General features: G+C 71.5%; 16 protein-coding genes and 3 pseudogenes. 6 read left to right on the top strand and 13 right to left on the bottom strand.

Annotated features, from left to right (window positions below; genetic code table 11):
- Positions 1-113: 113 nt before the first annotated feature.
- The 4 genes from ACR68M_RS31815 to ACR68M_RS31800 all read right to left on the bottom strand — a co-directional run bounded on the left by ACR68M_RS31815 (position 114) and on the right by ACR68M_RS31800 (position 5,182).
- Positions 114-1,187 (bottom strand): aldose epimerase family protein, encoded by a 1,074-nt coding sequence (locus ACR68M_RS31815; protein WP_441247607.1) that lies wholly within the window; start codon positions 1,185-1,187, stop codon positions 114-116.
- Positions 1,188-1,261: 74 nt separating this feature from the next.
- On the bottom strand, positions 1,262-2,767 hold the full coding sequence (gene araA / locus ACR68M_RS31810) for an L-arabinose isomerase (protein WP_441247606.1): 1,506 nt from the start codon (positions 2,765-2,767) through the stop codon (positions 1,262-1,264).
- Positions 2,768-2,778: 11 nt separating this feature from the next.
- Positions 2,779-3,459, bottom strand: coding sequence for an L-ribulose-5-phosphate 4-epimerase (locus ACR68M_RS31805; protein ID WP_441247605.1), 681 nt, complete (start codon positions 3,457-3,459; stop codon positions 2,779-2,781).
- Positions 3,460-3,463: 4 nt separating this feature from the next.
- On the bottom strand, positions 3,464-5,182 hold the full coding sequence (locus ACR68M_RS31800) for a ribulokinase (RefSeq protein WP_441251767.1): 1,719 nt from the start codon (positions 5,180-5,182) through the stop codon (positions 3,464-3,466).
- 902 nt (positions 5,183-6,084) lie between these two features.
- Between ACR68M_RS31800 and ACR68M_RS31795 the strand changes: the two genes are divergently transcribed.
- The 4 genes from ACR68M_RS31795 (at position 6,085) to ACR68M_RS31780 (ending at position 10,530) form a co-directional block, all read left to right on the top strand.
- Positions 6,085-7,641, top strand: a complete 1,557-nt coding sequence (locus tag ACR68M_RS31795) for an alpha-L-arabinofuranosidase B (protein ID WP_441247604.1) — start codon at positions 6,085-6,087, stop codon at positions 7,639-7,641.
- Positions 7,642-7,787: 146 nt separating this feature from the next.
- Positions 7,788-9,344: an alpha-L-arabinofuranosidase B gene (locus ACR68M_RS31790; RefSeq protein ID WP_441247603.1), complete on the top strand. Its 1,557-nt coding sequence runs from the start codon at positions 7,788-7,790 to the stop codon at positions 9,342-9,344.
- A 122-nt stretch (positions 9,345-9,466) separates the two neighbouring features.
- A complete protein-coding gene (locus tag ACR68M_RS31785; RefSeq protein ID WP_441247602.1) occupies positions 9,467-10,021 on the top strand; it encodes a polysaccharide deacetylase family protein in 555 nt (184 codons plus the stop codon).
- A 296-nt stretch (positions 10,022-10,317) separates the two neighbouring features.
- Positions 10,318-10,530 carry a hypothetical protein gene (locus tag ACR68M_RS31780; RefSeq protein WP_441247601.1) on the top strand — a complete coding sequence of 71 codons (213 nt, stop codon included), beginning with the start codon at positions 10,318-10,320 and terminating at the stop codon, positions 10,528-10,530.
- Between the two features lie 61 nt (positions 10,531-10,591).
- On the opposite strand, the gene ACR68M_RS31775 is transcribed toward ACR68M_RS31780, so the two are convergent.
- The 9 genes and pseudogenes from ACR68M_RS31775 to ACR68M_RS31735 all read right to left on the bottom strand — a co-directional run bounded on the left by ACR68M_RS31775 (position 10,592) and on the right by ACR68M_RS31735 (position 18,404).
- Complete coding sequence (locus ACR68M_RS31775; RefSeq protein ID WP_441247600.1) at positions 10,592-11,302, bottom strand: transposase; 711 nt, start codon at positions 11,300-11,302, stop codon at positions 10,592-10,594.
- A 26-nt stretch (positions 11,303-11,328) separates the two neighbouring features.
- Positions 11,329-11,997: pseudogene (locus ACR68M_RS31770) on the bottom strand (jacalin-like lectin); the annotation flags it as partial.
- Between the two features lie 211 nt (positions 11,998-12,208).
- Positions 12,209-13,198 (bottom strand): LacI family DNA-binding transcriptional regulator, encoded by a 990-nt coding sequence (locus ACR68M_RS31765; RefSeq protein WP_441251766.1) that lies wholly within the window; start codon positions 13,196-13,198, stop codon positions 12,209-12,211.
- A gap of 441 nt (positions 13,199-13,639) precedes the next feature.
- A pseudogene (locus ACR68M_RS31760) lies at positions 13,640-14,032 on the bottom strand (AbfB domain-containing protein); the annotation flags it as partial.
- A gap of 281 nt (positions 14,033-14,313) precedes the next feature.
- A complete protein-coding gene (locus ACR68M_RS31755) occupies positions 14,314-15,096 on the bottom strand; it encodes a hypothetical protein (RefSeq protein WP_441247599.1) in 783 nt (260 codons plus the stop codon).
- Positions 15,093-15,623 (bottom strand): SigE family RNA polymerase sigma factor, encoded by a 531-nt coding sequence (locus ACR68M_RS31750; RefSeq protein WP_441247598.1) that lies wholly within the window; start codon positions 15,621-15,623, stop codon positions 15,093-15,095. Before ACR68M_RS31750 ends, ACR68M_RS31755 begins: the two co-directional genes overlap by 4 nt.
- 101 nt (positions 15,624-15,724) lie before the next feature.
- A complete protein-coding gene (locus ACR68M_RS31745) occupies positions 15,725-16,696 on the bottom strand; it encodes an expansin EXLX1 family cellulose-binding protein (protein WP_441247597.1) in 972 nt (323 codons plus the stop codon).
- A gap of 116 nt (positions 16,697-16,812) precedes the next feature.
- Positions 16,813-17,468 (bottom strand): annotated as a pseudogene (locus ACR68M_RS31740) (FadR/GntR family transcriptional regulator).
- Between the two features lie 114 nt (positions 17,469-17,582).
- Positions 17,583-18,404: an ROK family protein gene (locus ACR68M_RS31735; RefSeq protein ID WP_441247596.1), complete on the bottom strand. Its 822-nt coding sequence runs from the start codon at positions 18,402-18,404 to the stop codon at positions 17,583-17,585.
- Between the two features lie 73 nt (positions 18,405-18,477).
- On the opposite strand from ACR68M_RS31735, the gene ACR68M_RS31730 reads away from it, so the two are divergent.
- Both ACR68M_RS31730 and ACR68M_RS31725 read left to right on the top strand, forming a co-directional pair.
- Positions 18,478-18,795 (top strand): RICIN domain-containing protein, encoded by a 318-nt coding sequence (locus tag ACR68M_RS31730; RefSeq protein ID WP_441247595.1) that lies wholly within the window; start codon positions 18,478-18,480, stop codon positions 18,793-18,795.
- An 87-nt stretch (positions 18,796-18,882) separates the two neighbouring features.
- The gene (locus tag ACR68M_RS31725; protein ID WP_441251765.1) at positions 18,883-19,875 is read left to right on the top strand and encodes a LacI family DNA-binding transcriptional regulator; all 993 of its coding nucleotides are present in this window, start codon (positions 18,883-18,885) and stop codon (positions 19,873-19,875) included.
- The last annotated feature ends 593 nt before the right edge of the window (positions 19,876-20,468 follow it).

The following is a 20,468-nucleotide window of genomic DNA, read 5'->3' as shown; positions in this document are numbered from 1 at the left end:
CAAGTGTCCGGATTACTACCGACGTGTGAATTGTTATCGCTAACATTCTGTCCGTCAATGCCCTGTGCAGGTCACATTCAGGTCTCGCCGGAACACTCTGCTCCGACGACGCGTCACATTGCCGAGAAGCGATAGCGGGTGGTGCTGCGGTACTCCTCGCCGGGGCGCAGCACCGTGGACGGATAGTCGGGGTGGTGCGGCGAGTCGGGGAAGTGCTGGGTCTCTAGCGCGACACCCGCGAATGCTCCGTACGGTCGGCCGCCGAGGCCACTGCTGGTCCCGTCGAAGTGGTTGGCGGTGTAGATCTGAATGCCCGGCTCGGTGGTCAGGCACTCGAGCCGCCGCCCGCTTCCGGGGTGGCTCAGGACGGCGGCGCGGCGCAGCGAAGTGGCCTCCCGCAGGACCCAGTTGTGGTCGTATCCGCCGCCTGCGAGCCTCAGCTGGGCGTGGTCCGCCGCGATGGCCTCACCGATGACGCAGGTATCGGTGAGGTCGAACGGCGTGCCCTCGACCGGGGCCGGCGAGCCGAGTGGCAGCAGGTCCGGGTCCACCGGCGAGTAGGCGTCGGCGTCGACCTGGAGCAGGTGGTCCAGCACGGTCTCGCCGCTGTTCTCCCCCGCCAGGTTGAAGTACGCGTGGTTGGTGAGGTTGACCACCGTGGCGGCGTCGGTGGTGGCCCGGTACTCGATGGTCAACTCGCCTGCACTGTCGAGCAGATAGTCGACGGTGACGTCGAGTGCACCGGGGAACCCCTGGTCGCCGTCCGGGCTGTGCAGCTCGAACCGGGCGCCGACCCGGCCCGGTTCCCGGATCTCCTGGGCCTGCCAGAGCCGGTTGTCGAAGCCGTCGGCGCCGCCGTGCAGGGTCGGGCCCACGGGGTGGCCGGCGAGCCGGTGGACAGCCTTGTCGATCGGCAGTTCCGCGCGTGCGATCCGGTTGGCGTACCGGCCCACGGTGGCGCCGAAGTACCGCGCCGGGCCGAGCAGATCGGCTACCTTCGCGGCGCCCAGGACGACGTTGGCCCGCCGCCCGTCCCGGTCGGGAGCGCGCAGCGTGTGCAGGGTCGCGCCGAGGTCGAGCATCTCCACCGTGACCGCGCTGTCGCAGCCGAACGTCCAGCGGCGGACGGTCCGCCCGTCCGGGAGGAAGGCGTACGGCTCGTGCCAGATGGACAGTGCGGCGGTCATGCTGCTCCGGTTCGCTGGTGGGGAGGGTGCTGTGACGGCGCCCCGCCGGCGCCGGGCGCCGCCACGCCGGGGTGTCAGAAACCCTGGGCCAGGCGGTGGTAGGCCTGGTTCCAGCGGATCTCCTTGGTGAACTGGCGCATCGTGGTGTCCGCGTCGATCAGCAGGAGCTCGGTGCCGACCATGTCCGCGAGGTCGGTCAGCTCCTCGGCGCCGATCGCGCTGGAGAGCACGGTGTGGTGCGGGGCTCCGGCGGTCAGCCAGGCCTCGGCGGAGGTCCGCAGGTTCGGCCGCGGCTTCCAGACGGCGCGGGCGACCGGCAGGTTGGGCAGTGGCTCGGCGGGCTCGACGACGTCGATCTCGTTGGCCACCAGCCGGAACCGGTCGCCCATGTCAGCCATGCCCACCACGACCGCCGGTCCCGGCTGCGCGTCGAAGACCATGCGGACCGGGTCCTCGCGGCCGCCGATGCCCAGCGGGTGGATCTCGAGCATGGGCACCTCGGACGCGATGCTCGGGCAGACCTCCAGCATGTGGGCGCCGAGGATGACCTCCTGCCCCGGCTCCAGGTGGTACGTGTAGTCCTCCATGAAGGACGTGCCGCCGGGCAGCCCGGCCGCCGCCGCCTTGAGCGTGCGCAGCAGGACGGAGGTCTTCCAGTCGCCCTCGCCGCCGAAGCCGTAGCCGTCCGCCATCAGGCGCTGCACGGCAAGGCCGGGCAGCTGGCGCAGACCACCGAGGTCCTCGAAGTTGGTGGTGAAGGCCTTGAAGCCGCCGTCTTCCAGGAACCCGCGCAGGCCGAGCTCGATCCGCGCCGCGTAGCGCAGCGACTCGTGGCGGTCGGCTCCGTGGCGGAGCTCGGCCGACACCCGGTAGGTGTCCTCGTACTCCTTCACCAGCTCGGTGATCGCGTCGTCCGCGACCGCGTCGACCGCGTCGACCAGGTCGTTGACGCCGTAGGTGTTGACCGAGACGCCGAACCGCCGCTGCGCCTCGACCTTGTCGCCCTCGGTGACTGCGACGTCGCGCATGTTGTCGCCGAACCGGGCGAGCTTCAGGGTGCTCAGCTCGGCGCGGCCGGCGGCCGCGCGGACCCAGGAGCCGATCCTGGCGGCCACCGACGAGTCACTCACGTGGCCGGCGACGGTCTTGCGGGCCACGCCGAGCCGGGACTGGATGTAGCCGAACTCACGGTCGCCGTGGGCCGCCTGGTTCAGGTTCATGAAGTCCATGTCGATGGACGCCCACGGCAGCGCGACGTTCGCCTGGGTGTGCAGGTGCAGCAGCGGCTTGCGCAGCGCGTCGAGTCCGGCGATCCACATCTTCGCCGGGGAGAAGGTGTGCATCCAGGCGATCAGCCCGACACAGTCGTCGGAGGCGTTGGCTTCCAGACAGACCCGGCGGATGGCGGAGGCTTCGGTCAGCACGGGCATCCACCGGACCTTGACCGGCAGGCTGGGCCCGTCGCCCAGCGCGTCGGCGATCTGCCGGGACTGCTCGGCGACCTGCCGCAGGGTGTCCTCGCCGTAGAGCCCCTGGCTTCCGGTGAGGAACCAGACCTCGCGGCCTTCGAGTGACGTCACTTCAGGACTCCTTAGCCGGCCACGGACTGCTGGCCGTACACGTTCTGGTAGCGGTAGTTGAGGCTGTCGATGTCCGCCTGGGCGATCGGCAGCGGTTCGCCGAGCTGGCGGGAGATGTGGACCGTGCGGGCGACGTCCTCGCACATCACGGCCGCCTTGACCGCCGCCTTGGCGTCCTTGCCGATGGTGAAGACACCGTGGCTCTTCATCAGCACGGCCGGCGAGCGGTGACCGCTGAGCGTCTCGACGATGCCCTTGCCGATCGAATCGTCGCCGATCAGGGCGAACGGGCCGACCGGGATCTCGGCGCCGAACTCGTCGGCCATCGCGGTCAGTACGCAGGGCACGGCCTCGCCGCGCGCCGCCCAGGCGCAGGCGTACGTCGAGTGGGTGTGCACCACTCCCCCGACCTCGGGCATGTGCCGGTAGACGTACGCGTGGGCGGCGGTGTCGGAGGACGGCGAGTAGCCGCCCTCGACGACCTTGCCGTCCAGATCGCAGAGGATCATGTTCTCCGGCGACAGCTCGTCGTACGAGACACCGCTCGGCTTGATCACCAGCAGGTCGTAGCCGGGCACCCGGGCGGAGACGTTGCCGGCGGTCCACACGACCAGGCCGTACCGCACCAACTCAAGGTGCAGATCACTGACTTGGCGGCGCAGCAGAGCCACGAGTTCGGGCAGGGTGCTCACAGGGTCAGACCTCGCTGTTCGGGGAGGCGGCGGCTGCCGTGGTGGCGGTGGCGGTCAGAGCGGCGTTGCGGATCGAACGCAGGCGGTGCAGGGCCTTGTCGGGCCCGGTGCCGAAGTGGTCGTGCAGCAGCCGGTACTCGGCGTACAGGGCGTCGTACGCGTCGGCCCGGTCGGGGTCGGGCTGGTAGGCGGCGCGCTCGACGCGGCCCATCGCGGCGGCGCCCGCGCGGACGTCCGGGTAGGCTCCCGCCGCGACGGCGGCGTGGATGGCGGAGCCCAGCGCGGGGCCCTGGGTGGAGACCGCGAGCGAGACCGGGCGGCGCAGCACGTCCGCGTAGATCTGCATCAGCAGGGCGTTCTTCTTCAGCCCGCCGGTGACGATGAACTCGGTCACCGGGACGCCGCCCTGCTCCAGGGCGTCGACGATGGCGCGGGTACCGAAAGCGGTGGCTTCCAGCAGAGCGCGGTAGATCTCCTCCGGACGGGTGGCCAGCGTGAGGCCGACGATGACGCCGGAGAGGTGGTGGTCGACCAGGGTGGAGCGGTTGCCGTTCATCCAGTCCAGTGCCACCAGGCCGTGGCCGCCGACCGGCTGGTCGGCCGCCTTGCGGGTGAGCAACTGGTGGCTGTCCTCGCCGAGTTCGGCCGCCTCCGCGAGGTAGTCGGCCGGTACACCCTGGCCGGTCCACCACGCGAAGATGTCGCCCACCGCGCTCTGCCCGGCCTCGTAGCCGTAGCTGCCGGCGATGATGCCGCCGTCGACCACACCGCAGATCCCGGGGACGTCCGCCAGGGTGGCTCCGTTGACGACGTGGCAGGTGGAGGTGCCCATGATGGCGAGGAGTTGGCCGTTCTCGACGGCCTGGGCCGCAGGCGCGGCGACGTGCGCGTCGACGTTGCCGGCGGCCACGGCGATGCCCTCGGGCAGGCCGGTCCAGGCGGCGGCCTGCCCGGTCAGCGAACCGACCCGGGAGCCGAGCTGGGAGAGCGGGCGGTCGAGCCGGGTGGCGGCGAAGTCCGCGAAGTCGGGGTGCAGAGCGGCGAGGTAGTCGGCGCTCGGGTACTGGCCGTCCTGGAAGATGCCCTTGTACCCGGCGGTGCAGGTGTTCCGGGTCTCGGTGCCGCAGAGCTGCCAGACGATCCAGTCGGCCGCCTCGATCCAGCGCTCGATGGCGGTATAGGTCCGCGGGTCCTCCTCCAGCACCTGGAGCGCCTTGGCGTACTGCCACTCGGCGGAGATCTTCCCGCCGTAGCGGGAGATCCACTTCTCGCCGCGCTGGTGGGCCAGTTCGTTGATCCGGTCGGCCTGGTGCTGCGCCGCATGGTGCTTCCACAGCTTCGGCCAGGCGTGCGGCCGGGCGGAGAACTCCTCGACCTCGGCGAGCGGGGTGCCGTCGGCCAGCACGGGCAGCACGGTGCAGGCGGTGAAGTCGGTGGCGATGCCGATGACCTCGGCCGGGTCGATGCCGGCTTCGGCGACGGCGGCCGGGACGGCGGTGCGCAGCACCTCGCGCCAGTCGTCGGGGTGCTGGAGGGCCCAGTCGGGCGGCAGCGTGGCCCCGCCGACCGGCAGGGTCCGGTCGATGACGGCGTGGGCGTAGTCGTGGACGGCGGAGGCGAGTTCCTCACCGTCGGCGACCCGCACCACCACGGCGCGCCCGGAGAGCGTGCCGAAGTCGATTCCGACGACGTACCGCTGCGGGTCGTCGGGCGCGGGAGTCACGGTCACGTCATCAGTCCTTCGTCCGGTGCGGCGGTGGGAGCCGGGCCGGCCGAGTCACCCACACTGGGTTGTGGGGCTCGGCGGCCCGGCAGGCCCGTTCCGCACCTACCCTCAGAGTTGCGGAAACGGGGTCCTGGGAGCGCGCACCGCCGCCATCGCCGTCGCCGCCGGGGGCAGGAAGCTCCGGTGTTGTGGCGCGGGGCGCTCCGGGAATTGTGAGCGTTAACAATTTGCCTGTCAAGACATGGCTCCGTAACCCGCCGTCCATGGCCACGAAACACGGTCGCGGCCCGACCCGCCGCCTCCGGAGGCACGACGGCCGTCGGCGGCACGAGAGGGGGCCTGGCCTGCGGCGGAGCCCGTCGTCCTGCCACGGACCGCCCTCGGCAACGGCGCCCCACACCACGCCGGTCGGCAGGCCGTAGATCACCCCAGGGGAGCACCCCCACAGCCGGTGTGGTCCAGGACGTGCGGCTCGGGCAGGTGACGCCGGCCTTGGATGACCGGGCCCGCCGGACCGAGCGCTCCCCGTCTGAGCTGGCGATCCACTGCCTGTCGCACCAGTTCGACCCGGACCTGGAGGGACACTCTCAAGCCGTCGCGGGTCGAGCCGAGGCCGCTTTCCGGCAGCCGTCCTCATCCTGCTGCGTGTGCGCGCGGCTATCAGGTCGGGAATGCACAAGCCTTGACTGGGCTTCTGCGCCTACTTGATAGTGATGGCCACAACGCACTCCTGACGCGGCGACAGCGCTGAAACGCCGGGCCTTCCTGGCGGCGTAATTGTTAGCGCTAACACTACTTGGGAGTACGAGGCCGGATCGGACCGCCCTCCGGGGGCAGGCGCGGCGCCGATTCAGGCAAGACGAGGCTTCAGGCACCGCATCGAACAAGGGAGTCCAGATATGCCGCCGCCCGCCCTCCGCGCTGATCGCCGACCTCTGCGGGGACTGCTCACCGCACTCGTCACTGTCGCACTCGCCTTGACCGGCATCCTCGCCCTGGCCGGCCCCTCCCGGGCCGCCACGCAGGAGCCATGTGACATCTACGCCGCGGGCGGCACGCCGTGCGTCGCGGCGCACAGCACCACCCGCGCGCTGTTCGCCTCCTACAACGGCCCGCTCTACCAGGTGCAGCGGATCTCGGACAGCGCGTCGCAGAACATCGGGGTGCAGTCCGCCGGCGGCGTCGCCGACGCCGCCGCCCAGGACTCGTTCTGCGCGGGCACCACCTGCACCATCACCCGCGTCTACGACCAGACAGGCAACAGCGGCAACACCCTGGTCTACCAGGGACCGGGCGGGACCGGGGGTGCCGACACGGCCGCCACCGCGACCACCGAGGCGTTGACCGTGGGCGGCCAGAAGGCCTACGCGCTCTACATCAACCCCGGCAACAGCTACTGGGCCAACGGCTCGGGTGTGCCGACCGGAAGCTCGCCCGAGGGCGAGTACATGGTCACCAGCGGCACCCACGTCAACAGCGGCTGCTGCTTCGACTACGGCAACACCGAGACCGACCACAAGGCCGACGGCAACGGCGCCATGGACGCGATCAACTTCGGCACGTCGTGCTGGTTCGGCGGTTGCAGCGGAACCGGGCCGTGGGTGCAGGCGGACCTCGAGGACGGCCTGTTCCCCGGCGGCAGCACGGCCTGGAACACCAACCAGGTCTCCGAGACCAGCCGCTTCGCCACCGCGATGCTCAAGAACAACGGCACCACCCAGATGGCGCTGCAGGGCGCCAACGCCCAGTCCGGGAGCCTGACCAGGCTCTACAGCGGCTCACTGCCCAGCGGCTACAACCCGATGCACAAGCAGGGCGCCATCATCCTCGGCAGCGGCGGCGACTGCTGCCAGACCAACCACAACGACAGCGCGGGCACCTTCTACGAGGGCGCGATGGTCAAGGGCTACCCCACCGACGCCACCGACGCCGCTGTCCAGGCCAACATCGCCGCAGCGGGCTACACGACCGCCACCACCCCCTTCACTCCGGGCGCGAGGATCTCGCTGCAAGCCACCACCTCCTGCTGCACCGCCGACTACCTGCGGCACGACGCGAGCGACGACAAGGTCGTGATCGCGCCGGTGGCCTCAAGCAGTTCCGCCACGGACAAGGGCGACGCCACCTGGATCGTCCGCGCAGGCCTGGCCAACAGCAACTGCGTCTCCTTCGAGTCGGCCGACACGTCCGGCAGCTACCTGAGGCACTACGCGTTCCAGCTCCACCTCCAGCCCAATGACAACACCACCCAGTTCGCCGCCGACGCCACCTTCTGCCCCAAGTCGGGTAACAGCGGCACGGGTTACTCCCTCCAGCCCTTCAACTACCCGGCCAAGTACATCCGCCACTACGCCTTCACCGCCTACATCGCGAGCAACGGCGGCTCCAACGCCTGGGACTCCGCGTCCTCGTGGGCCCAGGACACCAGCTGGCTCGCCGCCGCCCCCTGGAGCTGACGAGCAGCCCGCCCCGGGTCCCCCACCGAAGACGGCCGGACCCGCACCGGCCCCGGAGGCGTCCCCCCGACCCGCGCCGCCGGCACAGCCAGGCACCGGAGTTCGCCGGCGGTCACCTCACACCCCACCCAGTGAAAGAGGCCTTCATGACCAAGCAACCGTGGATCCGCCGCGCCAGGCGCGCGCTCCTCTCGGCAGGCACAACCGCCGTGCTCGCCGCCGGCCTGCTCACCGCCACGGCCGGCAACTCGCAGGCCGCCACCCAGCAGCCGTGCGACATCTACGCCGCGGGCGGCACCCCCTGCGTCGCGGCGCACAGCACCACCCGGGCCCTGTACGCGGGGTACGGCGGCCCGCTGTACCAGGTCAGGCGCGCCTCCGACAGCGCGACCAGGGACATCGGCGTCCTGAGCACCGGCGGATACGCCGACGCCGCCGCGCAGGATGCCTTCTGCGCGAACACCAGCTGCGTCATCACCGTCATCTACGACGAGTCCGGCAAGGGCAACAGCCTCACCCAGGCACCCGCGGGCGGAGCCGCCGGGGGGCCGGACAACCTCGCCAACGCCTTCGAGGCGCCGGTCACCGTCGGCGGCCACAAGGCGTACGGCGTCTACGTGGCCCCCGGCACCGGCTACCGCAACGACCACACCAACGGCATCGCCACCGGCGACCAGTCCGAGGGCATGTACGCGATCTTCAACGGCAAGCACTTCAACGGTGGCTGCTGCTTCGACTACGGCAACGCCGAGACCAACGACCACGACACCGGCAACGGCCACATGGAGGCCGTCTACTTCGGCAACAACAATGTCTGGGGCTCCGGCAGCGGCAACGGCCCCTGGGTGATGGCCGACCTGGAGAACGGCCTGTTCTCCGGCGTGAACACCCGCTTCAACGCCGGCGACCCCACCGTCACCAACCGGTTTCTGAGCGCCATGGTCAAGGGCGCCCCGAACCAGTGGGCCATCCGCGGCGGCGACGCGCAGTCGGGCAGCCTGTCCACCTTCTACAGCGGCGTGCGCCCCAACGCCTCCGGCTACAACCCGATGCACAAGGAAGGTTCGATCATCCTGGGCATCGGCGGCGACAACAGCAAGGGCGCCCAGGGCACCTTCTACGAAGGCGTGATGACCTCGGGCTACCCGTCGGACGCCACCGAGAACGCCGTACAGGCCAACATCACCGCCGCCGGCTACAGCAGCGCCTCGACCAGCACCGGCTCCCTGACGCCCGGCTCCCGGATCTCCCTGCAGGCCACCACCGCCCCCTGCTGCACCGCTGACTACCTGCGCCACGACGACGCCGACAACAAGGTCGTCATCTCCAACATCAACTCCGCCAGCTCGGCCACCGACAAGGCCGACGCCACCTGGATCGCCCGCGCCGGCCTGGCCAACAGCTCCTGCCTGTCCTTCGAGTCCGTCGACAACCCCGGCCAGTTCCTGCACCACTACAACTACGAGCTCTACCTGAGCGCCGACACCGGCAGCGGCTCCTTCGCGCAGGACGCCACCTTCTGCCCCACCACGGGCAACAGCGGGGTCGGCCGCTCCTTCCAGTCCGTCAACTTCCCGACGAAGTACCTCCGCCACTACAACTTCACGGCCTACATCGGGAGCAACGGCGGCTCCAACGCCTGGGACTCCACGTCCTCATGGGCCCAGGACACCAGCTGGCTCACCGCCTCTCCCTGGAGCTGACGAAACACAGTCCCGGCGCGGCCGGTGTGATGACGGTGCCGGCGGCGTCGAGCAGCTACTGCTGGTCGACGCCGCCGGCACCGTTCCGAATCCCAGCCCCCTTCATGCCGAGGGAGCACCGAATGAGCACCGTGGCCCTGACCTTCGACGACGGCCCACACCCTGAGAGCACGCCTGCCCTGCTCGACGCGCTGACCCGGGCCGGCGTCCGGGCCACCTTCTTCGTCTGTGGCGAACAGGTCGTCCGTCACCCGGAGTTGCTGCGCGCCCTGCACGAGGCCGGGATGTGGCTGGGCAACCGCAGTCACACCCACCCGCACCTGCCGGGCCTCGATGACCACGCGCTGCGGCGTGAACTCCAGTTGCCACAGCGGCTGTTGCACCGGATGACCGGCAGCTACCCGACCCTCTTCCGCCCACCCTACTGCGACACCGACACCCGGGTGCGCGGCGCCGCGGCGGCACTCGGACTCACCGAGGTGCTGTGCACCACCGACACCCGCGACTGGGCGGGCGCCGACGCCGAGGCCATCGTGCACGCCGCCCGGGACGAACCGCCGGGCGGCGTGGTGCTGATGCACGACCACGGCCGTCGGACCACCGTCGAGGCCGTACCGCACCTGCTGGCGGCCTGGGCCGAACGGGGACTGCGGCCGGGACCGGTCCCGCCTCGATGAGGAGGAAGGAGGAGCCACCTCGCCCTACAGCATCCGCGCGGGCGGTCTGGAACGGCACACCGCCGCAGAGGTCCTGCGCGTCGAGCCCTGGGCGCCGGACGCCGTCCGGGTACGGGCCTCGGCCGGGACCGATCAGCTCGACCAGCAGACCACGTGATCATGGTTGCAGGCTCCTTGCCGGCCGCGTCGGCCGGTACGCCGATCTGAGGGCCCCCTCCGGGCGCCTCGCCCGGCCCGCACAGTCGGCCCCAACCGACCCGGTCCGCTCGTGCACCAGCACTGGAGGGAGTCCGGACATGCCCGAACACCCCGCCCCCGCCCTTGTCACCGCCCTCCTCCCACCCATCGGTGATATCGCCCTGCCCGGCCTGGTCGTACGGCTCGCCCCCGGTGACGCGGGCTGGTGCCGGGCCGTCACCGGTGAGATCGACCACGCCGGCGCGCCCGCGCTGGAACGGGCGCTGACCGCAGCCCTGCGGTCGCGCCCGCCGGGCTGGAGGTCGTCGTGACTCCTCCCCTGGCTGAAGGACTCCGTTGGGAAATCCGTAAACCGGTTGTCTTGATCGCACTTCAGGCTGCGAGTTCGAGGCGGGCGAGGTGAGAGGTTCTGGTCTGGCCGAGTGGGGTCTCGGTGAACCAGGCGTCGAAGCGGATGATGTTGATCGCGGTGGCGGCCAGGACGTTGCCGAGGTGGGTCTTGGCCAGGCCGATGCAGCGGGTGTGGCGGATGCCGGTGCGGCGGACGGCCTGCGAGATGGTGCCTTCGACGCCCGCGCGGATGTCGTAGCGCTTCTTCCACTCCTCGGTCTGCTGTTCCTCGCGGCGTTGAGCGAGGACTTCTTGCTGTTCACGGGGCAGGAGGGTCAGGCTGCGGCCCCACTTGCCGTTCGTGGCCGTGGTGCACTTGGCCCGAAGCGGGCAGGCCGCGCAGTCGGTGACGGCGAAGTGGATGCGGGCCAGCGGGGTGCCGCTCGCCTTTCGCTGGTCGGACCAGCTGATGCTCGTCGCGCCCTGGGGACAGGTGACCTGCCGGCGCTCCCAGTCGATGGTGAAGGCGCTCTGGGCGAAGTGCTCGCCCGGATGGTTCGCGTGGCAGGTGTCGGGCCCGACCGGCCCCAGCAGATCGACACCGTGCTCATCGCGCGCGGTGACGATGTGGGCTGCGGTGACGTAGCCGGCGTCCACGGCGTGTTCGCCGGGCAACAACTCCCGTGCTGCCAGGCCCTGATGGATCTTTTCGGTCATCTCGGTGTCGGTGACCGTGGCGTCGGTGGTGGCCACGTGGGTGATCAGGTGCGGAGCGGCAGGTCCGCCCCGCGGGTCGGCGCCACGCCCCCGTGGTCCAGGGTCACCCACGGGTCGGTCAGCCCGTTGTCGGCGGTGAAGGCGGCGATGGTGTCGTCGGCGCGCGTGTAGCGGGTGTTGGTGTCACCCATCACCATGACGGCGTTCCTGGCCGAGTGGGTCTTGATGTACCCGGTGAGCTGGGCCAGGTTGGCTGCCCGAGCGGCTTCATCTCCGGCCGCCGTGCCCGCGTTCGCGTGCAGGTTGTAGAAGTCCACGTACACGCCCTCGGCCAGCCGGGTGCGCATGAAGGTGAAGCCCTTGGGCGTGAGGCAGTCACCGGAGTCCAGCTGGCAGTCGTTCCACTTGACCCGCTCGAAGTCGTCGGTGTCGTACGGGAGATCGGACACGGTGTTGAGGCCGCTGCCGATGGCTGCCCCGCCGCTGGTCGCCGTGCGGTAGGGGTGGGAGTCGGCGGCGTACAGCGCGGCGTGGTAGTTGAAGTCCTCCTGGACGTTCACGATGTCGTACGGCGCCAGCCGGCTCCCGATGGCGGTGGTGCTGCTCTGCCGGTCGGTCGAGGCACTGGACAGCACCTGCGGAAGGCCGGCCACGTTGTACGTCAGCACCGAGAACGATCCGCCCCTGGTAACGGCTTGCGCGGCCGGCGCGCTGATCACGCCGCCCAGCATCGCGGTTGCGCTCAGCGCGCACCCGAGGACGGCACGGACAAGGGAATGGCGGGGGCGAGGCTTGGACATCGGCGCTCCGATCGGAGGACACGGGATTCCGGTGCCCGAAGCGTATGAAGGTTTCGTCGAGCCATGCCATGCCTCGCTCAAAAGCTTGTTAGCGTTCACAATCTGTTCCCCGAGCAAGACCCGGGAAACCCCGCCCACCGCCTCAGCGACGGCCGACCGGGCCCACACTGCGCCGCAGCACCATTTCCGGGGAGATCTGAACCTGAGCCGGGGAGGGCGCCCCGCCCGCCAGCGCCTCGACCAGCAGCTCGAGGGCGCGGCGGCCGAGCTCGCCGAAGTCCTGTCGCACGGTCGTCAGGGGCGGGCTGAAGTACGCCGCCTCCGGGATGTCGTCGAAGCCGATCACGCTGATGTCACCGGGCACGGCCCGGCGGGCCTCGTGCAGCGCGCGCAGCAGACCGAGGGCCATGTGGTCGTTGGCGCAGAAGACGGCGGTGACCTCGGCCAGTTCGGCGATCCGCAGCCCCGCCTGGTAGCCCGAGCGGGCACTCCAGTCACCACGCTCCACCTCCGGCACGGGAGCACCGGCCGCCTCCAGCGTCAGGCGCCAGCCTTCCTCGCGGTCCCGGCTCTCCAGCCAGTTGGCCGGCCCGCCCAGGTGGCGCACCGTCCGGTGGCCGAGGTCGAGCAGATACCTGGTCGCCGCCTCGGCACCGGAGCGGTTGCCCACCGACACCATGGGCACCCGGGTCTGGTCACCCGAGCCGACCGCGACCAGCGGCACCGAACTGGACAGCCGGGCCACCGCGCTGACGGCGGAGACCTGCGGCGCGATCACGACCACGCCTTCCACGCCCTGGTCGCGCAGCCGGTCGACCGCCTCCTGGACGGACCGGCCGTCCAGCGAGCGCAGGCTGGTCACGCTCACGAAGTACCCCGCACTGCGGGCTGCCCGCTCGATGCCGTCCAGCATCGACGCCGGACCGTAGAGGGTCGAGTCGAAGCTGACCACGCCCAGGGTCTGCGAGCGCCGGGTCACCAGAGCCCGCGCCGCCGAGTTCGGCCGGTAGTCCAACTCCCGGATGGCGGCCAACACCCGGTCCCGGGTGTCCGGCCGGACGTGCGGCGCGCCGTTGAGCACCCGGGACACCGTCTGGTGGGACACCCCCGCCAGCTTCGCCACATCCGCCATCACGGGTTGACGCTGGTCCGCCCCGGCACCGTCGGTACCCACTCCCGCTCCCGTCCTCGGTTTCGGACCACAGTACGCGACCGGGCCCGTGGAGCCGAGACCCGCTCGGCCGGGTGCCATGTCCGCCACTCCGGTGAACGCTCACGGGCGACCTCGACCCCACCCTCAGCACGGTCGCGCAGGCGCGCCGGCTCCAGATCCAGGGCGGCACACCGGCCGACCCGCTCAACCGGCAGCTGCTCGGCGACCGCTACTCCTTCGCCACCCTGCGCTGCTCCGTCGACAACCAGCGTGCCGACAACGTCGACCGGGCCGCCTACCCGACCGGGCCGACCCACGTCTTCTGCTACTACTACGCGGTGGCGCAGCCGCCCGCGCCCGGGACGATCGTCATCCGCAAGCACGTGGTCAACAGCACGACACCGGCCCGGTTGTTCTCCTTCACCGGGAACGTCTCCTACGCCCCGGGCGGGACGTTCGCGCTGACCTCCGGGCCGGACCAGGACGGTACGGAGTCCTTCCGCCGCAACGCCTCGTGTAACCGGTGTAGGCGTAGTGCCGCAGGTACTTCGTCGGATAGTTGGCGGATCGGAAGGAGAAGCCCTGCCCGCTGCTGCCGGACGTCGGGCAGAAGGTGGCGTCCTGGGCGAACGGGCTGCCACCGTCGTCCGGGTCCAGGTCGAGCTCGTAGTTGTAGTGGCGGAGGAACTGACCCGAGTGGTCGGCGGATTCGAAGGACAGGCAGGAGCTGTCGGCCAGCCCGGCCCGGACGGTCCAGCCCGCGTTCGCCTTGCCGGTGGCCGAACTCGCGGCGCTGACCGGTGAGATGACGACCTTGCTGTCCGCGGCGTCGTGCCGGAGGTAGTCCCCGGTGCAGCACGCGGTGGTGGCCTGGAGCGAGACCCGGGAGCCGGGAGCCGGGAGTCAGCGTTCCGGTGCCGGTGGCGGCGGAGCTGCAGCCGACGGCGATGATGTTGGCCTGGACGGCGTTCTCGCTGGCGTCCGACGGGTAGCCCGAGGTCGTCACCCCCTCGTAGAAGGTACCGGCCGCCCCCTTGCTGTTGTCACCGCCGATGCCGAGGAGCTCCCGGTCCGTCCCAGGCCTGGGACGGACCTCACCGGGCCGGACTGAACCCGCCCCGGACCGAGGCCGGGCCGCCCGCCCCCTGCGCGTCCACCCGGTAGGTGTCTCCCGCGGCGCTGCGCCCTCCGGCGGTGTGGTTGAACTGGCCGGCGAACTCGTGCTCCCCGGTCGGCACCGTACGGCCTGGCTTGAGCACCCAGCGGTAGACCAGCGTGCCACCGCTCTGCCGGACCGTGACGGTGAAGTCGTCGGGCGGCAAGGTCCGCCAGTTGCCGGTGTCCTGCACACCGCCGGTCAGCGCGAAGCGCAGTTCCACGGTGAGGGAGGTGAGCGGCTGGGTGGTCCGCAGGAGCAGGTCCTCCTGGGACCAGTAGACGGTGCTGTGCGCATCCACGGAGCCGGCCGACCTGAGCGGGCCGTCCTCGGCCTGGACCGCGGCCGAGGCGCTCGGGCGCGGGCTGCTCGGGGTGGTGACCGGAGCCGGCACCACGTGGGTGGGGCGGGCTGACGGCGTCCCGGGCGAGGCGGCCCGCGACGACGCGGACGGGGACGGCGTGGGCGGCGCCGTCACGGTGTCCGAGGACGACGAGGTCACGGCGATGCCGGCCACCGCGAGGCCGCCCGTCGCCAGGACGCCTGCGGCCGCCAGCCCGGCGAGCGCGGCCCTGGGCAGGGACCGCAGGCCGGGCCGCGCCCGGTGGCGGACGGCGGGGCCGGCGGCGGCGCCGCGCTGGACCCTCGCCAGCATCCTCGCGCGGTCGGGCTGATGGGCCTGCGCGGCCTCACGCAGCCGCCGGGCGATCTCCTCGTTCACCGGGTCCTCCTCCCTGCCACCAGTACTCCGGCCACTCGGGCACCGAGTATCCCTTCCAGTTCGGCCATCCCCTTGGAGGTCTGGCTCTTCACCGTGCCGACCGATATGCCGAGCGCCAGCGCGGTGTCCTTCTCCGACAGGTCGAAGGCGTGGCGCAGCACCACGCAGGCGCGTTTGCGGAACGGCAGCCGGCCGAGCGCCGAGCGCACGTCCAGTACGGCCGCCACGTCCGGTCCGTCTGTCCGGTCCGGGGCACGAGTCCAGAACAGCGCGATCCGGCGTCGCTCGCGGACCGCGCTGCGGATCCGTTCCCGTGCCATGTTGGCCACCACCCCGCGAGCGTAGGCCACCGGGTGATCAGCAGCACGCAGCCGGTCCCAGCGCTGCCACAGGGCGACCAGCGCGTCGGCGGCGAGGTCGTCGGCCGCATCGCTCTCCCCGGTCAACAGGTGGGCCAGACGGGCCAGTTCAGCGTAGTGGCGTTCGAAGAAATCGTGGAACTCCGCGGACGCGTCATCGAGGAGCATCTTCCTCGGTCGCCCTCTCCTCAGTACAGGTCAAAGCCATGTGCACGTTAACAAGGGGGTGCAGCATAACAGCGCCCGATGGACGGCCAGCGCGCCAGGGCTCAGTGCCGGGCGAACTGAACTCCGGCCGGTTGCACCACGTCCGGCCGGACGGTCATCCCGTCGACGGTCAGCTGCTGGCCGTAGACGTCGGTGATCCTGATCTCGCCGCCGCAGCCTGTGCCGTCGGCGGAGACGAAGTAGTTGTAGTCGGTACGCGGCAACTGCCGCCAGCCACCCGCGCCGCGGACCTCCAGCTCGGCCACCGGGTTCCGATGGCCGAGCACCTGGATACCGCACCACCACTTGGTGGACCCGGTCTTGTAGCGGATCGAGATGGTTCCCGCGTTCTCGGGGCTCAGCAGTGTCCAGGTGATCGCGAGCCGGCCGACCGACAGATCGGCGAGCTTGGCGAACGCCTGCTGGCTGAGGTCGAGTTGGCCGGGCGCGCAGGGCGGCGGACACTCGTTCACGATCCGCACCGTCAGGGTGGCGCCGCTCGCGGTGCGCAGCGAGACGTAGGCACCGCAGGCCTTGGCCGACTCATAGTCGGCGTGGTTCATCGCCGCGACCATCATGTCGTCGGTGGGGCCGTACAGGCAGGAGCCGTTGCCGTCGGCCGCGGCGTAGGCGGTGGCGACGCCCTGTCTCGCGACGCCGGGCTTGATCCGGCCTGCCAGGGTGGCTGTCCCGGCGGCCGCGCCCGCGCTGCCGCTCGCCGTGACGGTCGGCGCGGCCGAGGGCGAGGGTGACGGTGGGGGTGACGGTGGGGGCGGCGCCGGGCTCGTACTGGAGGGAGCCGCGCTCACACTCGCGCCGCCGCCGCTTGCCGGAGTGCCGACAGCGGGCGACACCGCCGGTACGGCAGGGGCGGCCGAGCCCGCGACGGGCCGCCCGGCACCGGCTCCGCCACCGGTACCAGACGTCAGGGCCAGGCAGGTCAGGACGCCGGCGGCCAGCGTGGCAAGGGCGACGCCCCTGACCGGTCCGCGCCCGTGCCACCGGCGCGGGGCGGCGTGCTTCGTTGCCTTCATGGCCATCCGTTCGGTCGGTCGACTCGGTGTCACGCTGCCTGGTTGCCGCCGGAACTCGAAAGGTTGCCGCTCGATCAGGATTCGTTTCCGGCCGCGCCGTCGTCAGCCCCCGCCGCCTACATCGCCTTGCGGAGCCACTCCACCACGCCACTGACGTGCACCGTGGCCCGAGCCTTGGCGGTCTCCACGTCGTGCGCGGCCAGCGCGTCGGCAGGCCCCGGTGCTCGGCCATGGTGCGCTCCACCGCCTGCTCCTGCGTCATCCCGGGCCAGATCCGGGCCCGCGCGGTGCGGTGCGCCAGCGCCAGCACGGTGTTGCCGCCCGCCCTGGCGATCAGGCGGTGGAACTCCAGGTCGTTCGCCACCAGCTCCTCGACCGTCGGGTCCGGCCCGAGGCCGTCGAGCAGCTCGGCCATCTCCGCCAGCTGCTCCTCGCTCACCCACTGGGCGGCCGGCCCGGAGGCGGTCGACTCCAGTACGGTCCGCACCTGGAAGAGCTCCACCACCGACTCGTCCTGGTGCAGCTCCAGGATGAAGGTGAGCGCCTCCAGGAGCCGCGACGGCTCCAGCCTGCTCACGTAGGTGCCGTCGCGCTGTCGCACGTCCAGGGCGTTGAGCAGCGACAGCGCCTTCACCGCCTCCCGCAGCGAGTTGCGCGACAGGCCCAGCTGCGCGGCCAGATTGGGCTCCTTGGGCAGCCAGTCACCGGGCTTGAGCTCGCCGGAGAGGATCATCGCCTTGATCTTCTCGATGGCCTCGTCCGTCACGGCCACGTCAGTGGCTCCCGCTGCTCCGATGTCCGACCGGCCATTATGCCGTCCACCGGGCCGCGGCGGCGGGCCGCCGTGTCCCATCGCCCTGAAGCCGGATCGGCTGCGCCGGTCCGGTCAGTCCACCGGCAGCCGGGTCGGGTCCGCGATGATCTGCCGAGTCGTCAGCAGGGCCGCGCCGAGCAGAGCGCCGCGCCTGCCCAGCACCGAACAGCGCAGGGCTTCGGGGGGCCAGGGCCGCGCCCTGACCCGGGCGGCCAGCTCCGCGCGTACCGCGGGCAGCAGCCACTCGGCGAGCTCGGCGTAGGCGCCGCCAAGCACCAGGCTGTCCGGGTCGATCAGGTTCACCGCCGAAACGAGAGCGAGGCCCAGGGCGCGCCCGGCGCGCTCCAGGGCCCGCAGGGTCGCCTGGTCCCCGGCGGCCGCCCGCTCAGCCAGCCGGGCGACCGGGTCGCCAGCCGCCGCCAGCCCGGCCTCGCGCAGCACGGCCGCCTCGCCCGCGTACTGCTCCAGGCACCCCCGCGCGCCGCAGGGACAGGGCACGCCCTCCGGGTCGACCGGGATGTGGCCGAGCTCGCCGGCGAAGCCCCGGGAGCCCCGGGAGCCCCGGAACAACTGCCCGTCGACGATCAGGGCGGCGCCGATCCCGGCCTCGGCGGAGATGTGCACAAAGGTCTCGGCGCCGTGCTCGGCCTGCCAGTACTCGGCCAGCGCGCCGAGGTTGGCCTCGTTCTCCGGTACCGGCACGGTGCCTGGGTCGGGCCAGTGGTCGGCGGGCCGGACGGCGTGCCAGCCGAGGTTCGGGGCGTGCTCGATCAGGCCCTGCCCCGCGTGCGGGACCACCCCGGGCACGGCCAGCACCCGGCCCTCGACGCGTAGCCCGAGCCCGGCTGCCTCGGCCTGCGCCTCGGCGCCCAGCGCCGCGACCTCCGCCAGCACCTGCCCGGCCGGCCGGCCGGCTCTCAGGTCCGGGGGCTCAGGTCCGGAGCTCAGGGCTGGGGCTCAGGTCCGCGTGACCGGCAGCCACCGGGCCGCGTCGACGGGTGACTGGGTCACCATCGACCGGTTCGACGTCGACAACCAGCCGGTGGCGGGTACCGACTACCGCTTCGTCAACCGAGTCAGCGGCAAGCCGCTCGCCGTGGCGGGCGGGTCGACGGCCGACGGCGCGCAGGTCGTCCAGCAGACCGGCGGCGCCTGGACCGTCAAGGCCGCGCCCGGGGGCTCGTACACCCTGAGTTACACCGGGAGCGGCAAGCTGCTCGACGTCAACGGGCACTCCTCGGCCGATTGCACTGCTGCGTCGATCTGGGCATGCGCTGTAGTGTGAGCGCTAACAGAATCCCGACCCGGCCGTCCGACAAGGGAGCAGTGAGTGGCTACCGAGACCGTCGAAACGGTACAGCGCCAGCCGGTGATGGCGGACGTGGCGAAGCTGGCGGGGGTGTCCCACCAGACGGTGTCCCGGGTGCTCAACGGCGCGCCGCACGTCCGGCCGGACACCCGGGACCGGGTGTTGGCCGCCATCCGGGAGTTGGACTACCGGCCGAACTCGGCGGCGCGGGCTCTGGTGACCCGGCGCTCGCAGACCCTGGGCGTGGTCAGCTTCGAGTCGACCCTCTTCGGTCCGGCGTCGATGCTGGACGGCATCGAGCGGGCAGCCCGCAGTGCGGGGTACTTCGTGAGCGTGACCAGCCTGCGCTCGCTGGACGGCCGGTCCGTCCAGGAGGCGGTCGACCGGCTGCGCGACCAGGGCGTGGAAGGCGTGGTCGTGATCGCGCCGCAGGTCTCCGCCGTCAGCGCGGTGGCCCGGCTGTCCAGCCCGGTGCCCGTGGTCGCGGTCGGCCCGGGGACGCAGTCGCTGGTCGCGACGGTCGCCGTCGACAACCGCACCGGCGCCGAGGCGGCGACCAGGTATCTGCTCGACCTCGGCCACCGGACGGTGCACCACTTGGGCGGACCGTCCGGGTGGCTGGAGAGCCGGCACCGCCAGGACGGCTGGCGCCGGACGCTGGAGGCGGCCGGCGCCCCGGTGCCGCGCGTGGAGAGCGGCGACTGGAGCGCCCGCTCCGGCTACGAGGCGGGTCGGCGGATCGTCGGACTCGCCGAGGTCAGCGCGGTGTTCTGCGCCAACGACCACATGGCCCTCGGCCTGCTGCGCGCCCTGCACGAGGCCCGCCGGGCCGTGCCCGGTGACATCAGCGTGATCGGCTTCGACGACATCCCGGAGGCGGCGTACTTCAGCCCGCCCCTGACCACGGTGCGACAGGACTTCGGCGAGCTCGGCCGCCGCGCCCTCGAGCTGCTGGTCGAGGAGCTGGCCGGGGTCGCACACCCGCGCAGCCACGTTCTCGTCCCCGCGGAGCTGGTGCTGCGCGCCAGCGCCGGCCCGACGGCCGCCCGCGGCTGAGCCGGATCCTCGGAGCGCCTTGACGTGAATCCTGTTAGCGTTAACAATCGAGTAGGGCTGCTTCCCCCGATCCGCCACTCGGGCGAACAGAACTCGCTGTGGTTCGCCCGAGTGGTGGTCCGTTCCGCGCTCCTGAAGGTGAGGCAGCAGGAGCCGAGATCCTGCCCCGCAGGATCAGCTCGCCTTGGCCGCGTCCACTGCCCAGCAGGACGTTCGGGGCGGCGGTCACCGCCTCGTCAACGAGCAGTGGCCACACAGCCGGCAGGCCGACGCCGCTGCCGCTGCCGCTGCCCGCAGCGAAGTCGGTACCGGCGCTGGCCGCCAACATCCACCGCGAGCCCTCGCGCGGGGACCGACAGCGGCGAGCGAATCCGGTTGCGTCCGTCGGTCCGGCGCTGCCACGATGACGGCTCCGGGCCCGGAGCGGGCCCTGAACCATCTGACTTCTGGAGTGAGCCTGTGCCTGTCCGCGCCTTCACCGTTTAGGGCCGCCGACAGTTCCCTGCGGCTGACGTTCACGCTGATTCCCAGCAGGCGACGTTCAGCCGAGCAGTACCACCTGCCGAAGCGACCGCAGTCGCGTGAGCGGGGTC

It is taken from the genome of Kitasatospora sp. McL0602 (assembly GCF_052076145.1).
In the GTDB taxonomy this organism is placed as follows: domain Bacteria; phylum Actinomycetota; class Actinomycetes; order Streptomycetales; family Streptomycetaceae; genus Kitasatospora.
Note: the sequence above shows the minus strand (reverse complement) of the source record. Positions and strands in the feature narration are given on the sequence as shown.

Bases quoted from the DNA above. Each gene is read 5' to 3' on its own strand.
- ACR68M_RS31815 (WP_441247607.1), bottom strand. From the start codon at position 1,187: ATGACCGCCGCACTGTCCATCTGGCACGAGCCGTACGCCTTCCTCCCG.
- ACR68M_RS31795 (WP_441247604.1), top strand. From the start codon at position 6,085: ATGCCGCCGCCCGCCCTCCGCGCTGATCGCCGACCTCTGCGGGGACTG.
- ACR68M_RS31790 (WP_441247603.1), top strand. From the start codon at position 7,788: ATGACCAAGCAACCGTGGATCCGCCGCGCCAGGCGCGCGCTCCTCTCG.
- ACR68M_RS31785 (WP_441247602.1), top strand. From the start codon at position 9,467: ATGAGCACCGTGGCCCTGACCTTCGACGACGGCCCACACCCTGAGAGC.
- ACR68M_RS31780 (WP_441247601.1), top strand. From the start codon at position 10,318: ATGCCCGAACACCCCGCCCCCGCCCTTGTCACCGCCCTCCTCCCACCC.
- ACR68M_RS31765 (WP_441251766.1), bottom strand. From the start codon at position 13,198: ATGGCGGATGTGGCGAAGCTGGCGGGGGTGTCCCACCAGACGGTGTCC.
- ACR68M_RS31750 (WP_441247598.1), bottom strand. From the start codon at position 15,623: ATGCTCCTCGATGACGCGTCCGCGGAGTTCCACGATTTCTTCGAACGC.
- ACR68M_RS31745 (WP_441247597.1), bottom strand. From the start codon at position 16,696: ATGAAGGCAACGAAGCACGCCGCCCCGCGCCGGTGGCACGGGCGCGGA.
- ACR68M_RS31725 (WP_441251765.1), top strand. From the start codon at position 18,883: ATGGCGGACGTGGCGAAGCTGGCGGGGGTGTCCCACCAGACGGTGTCC.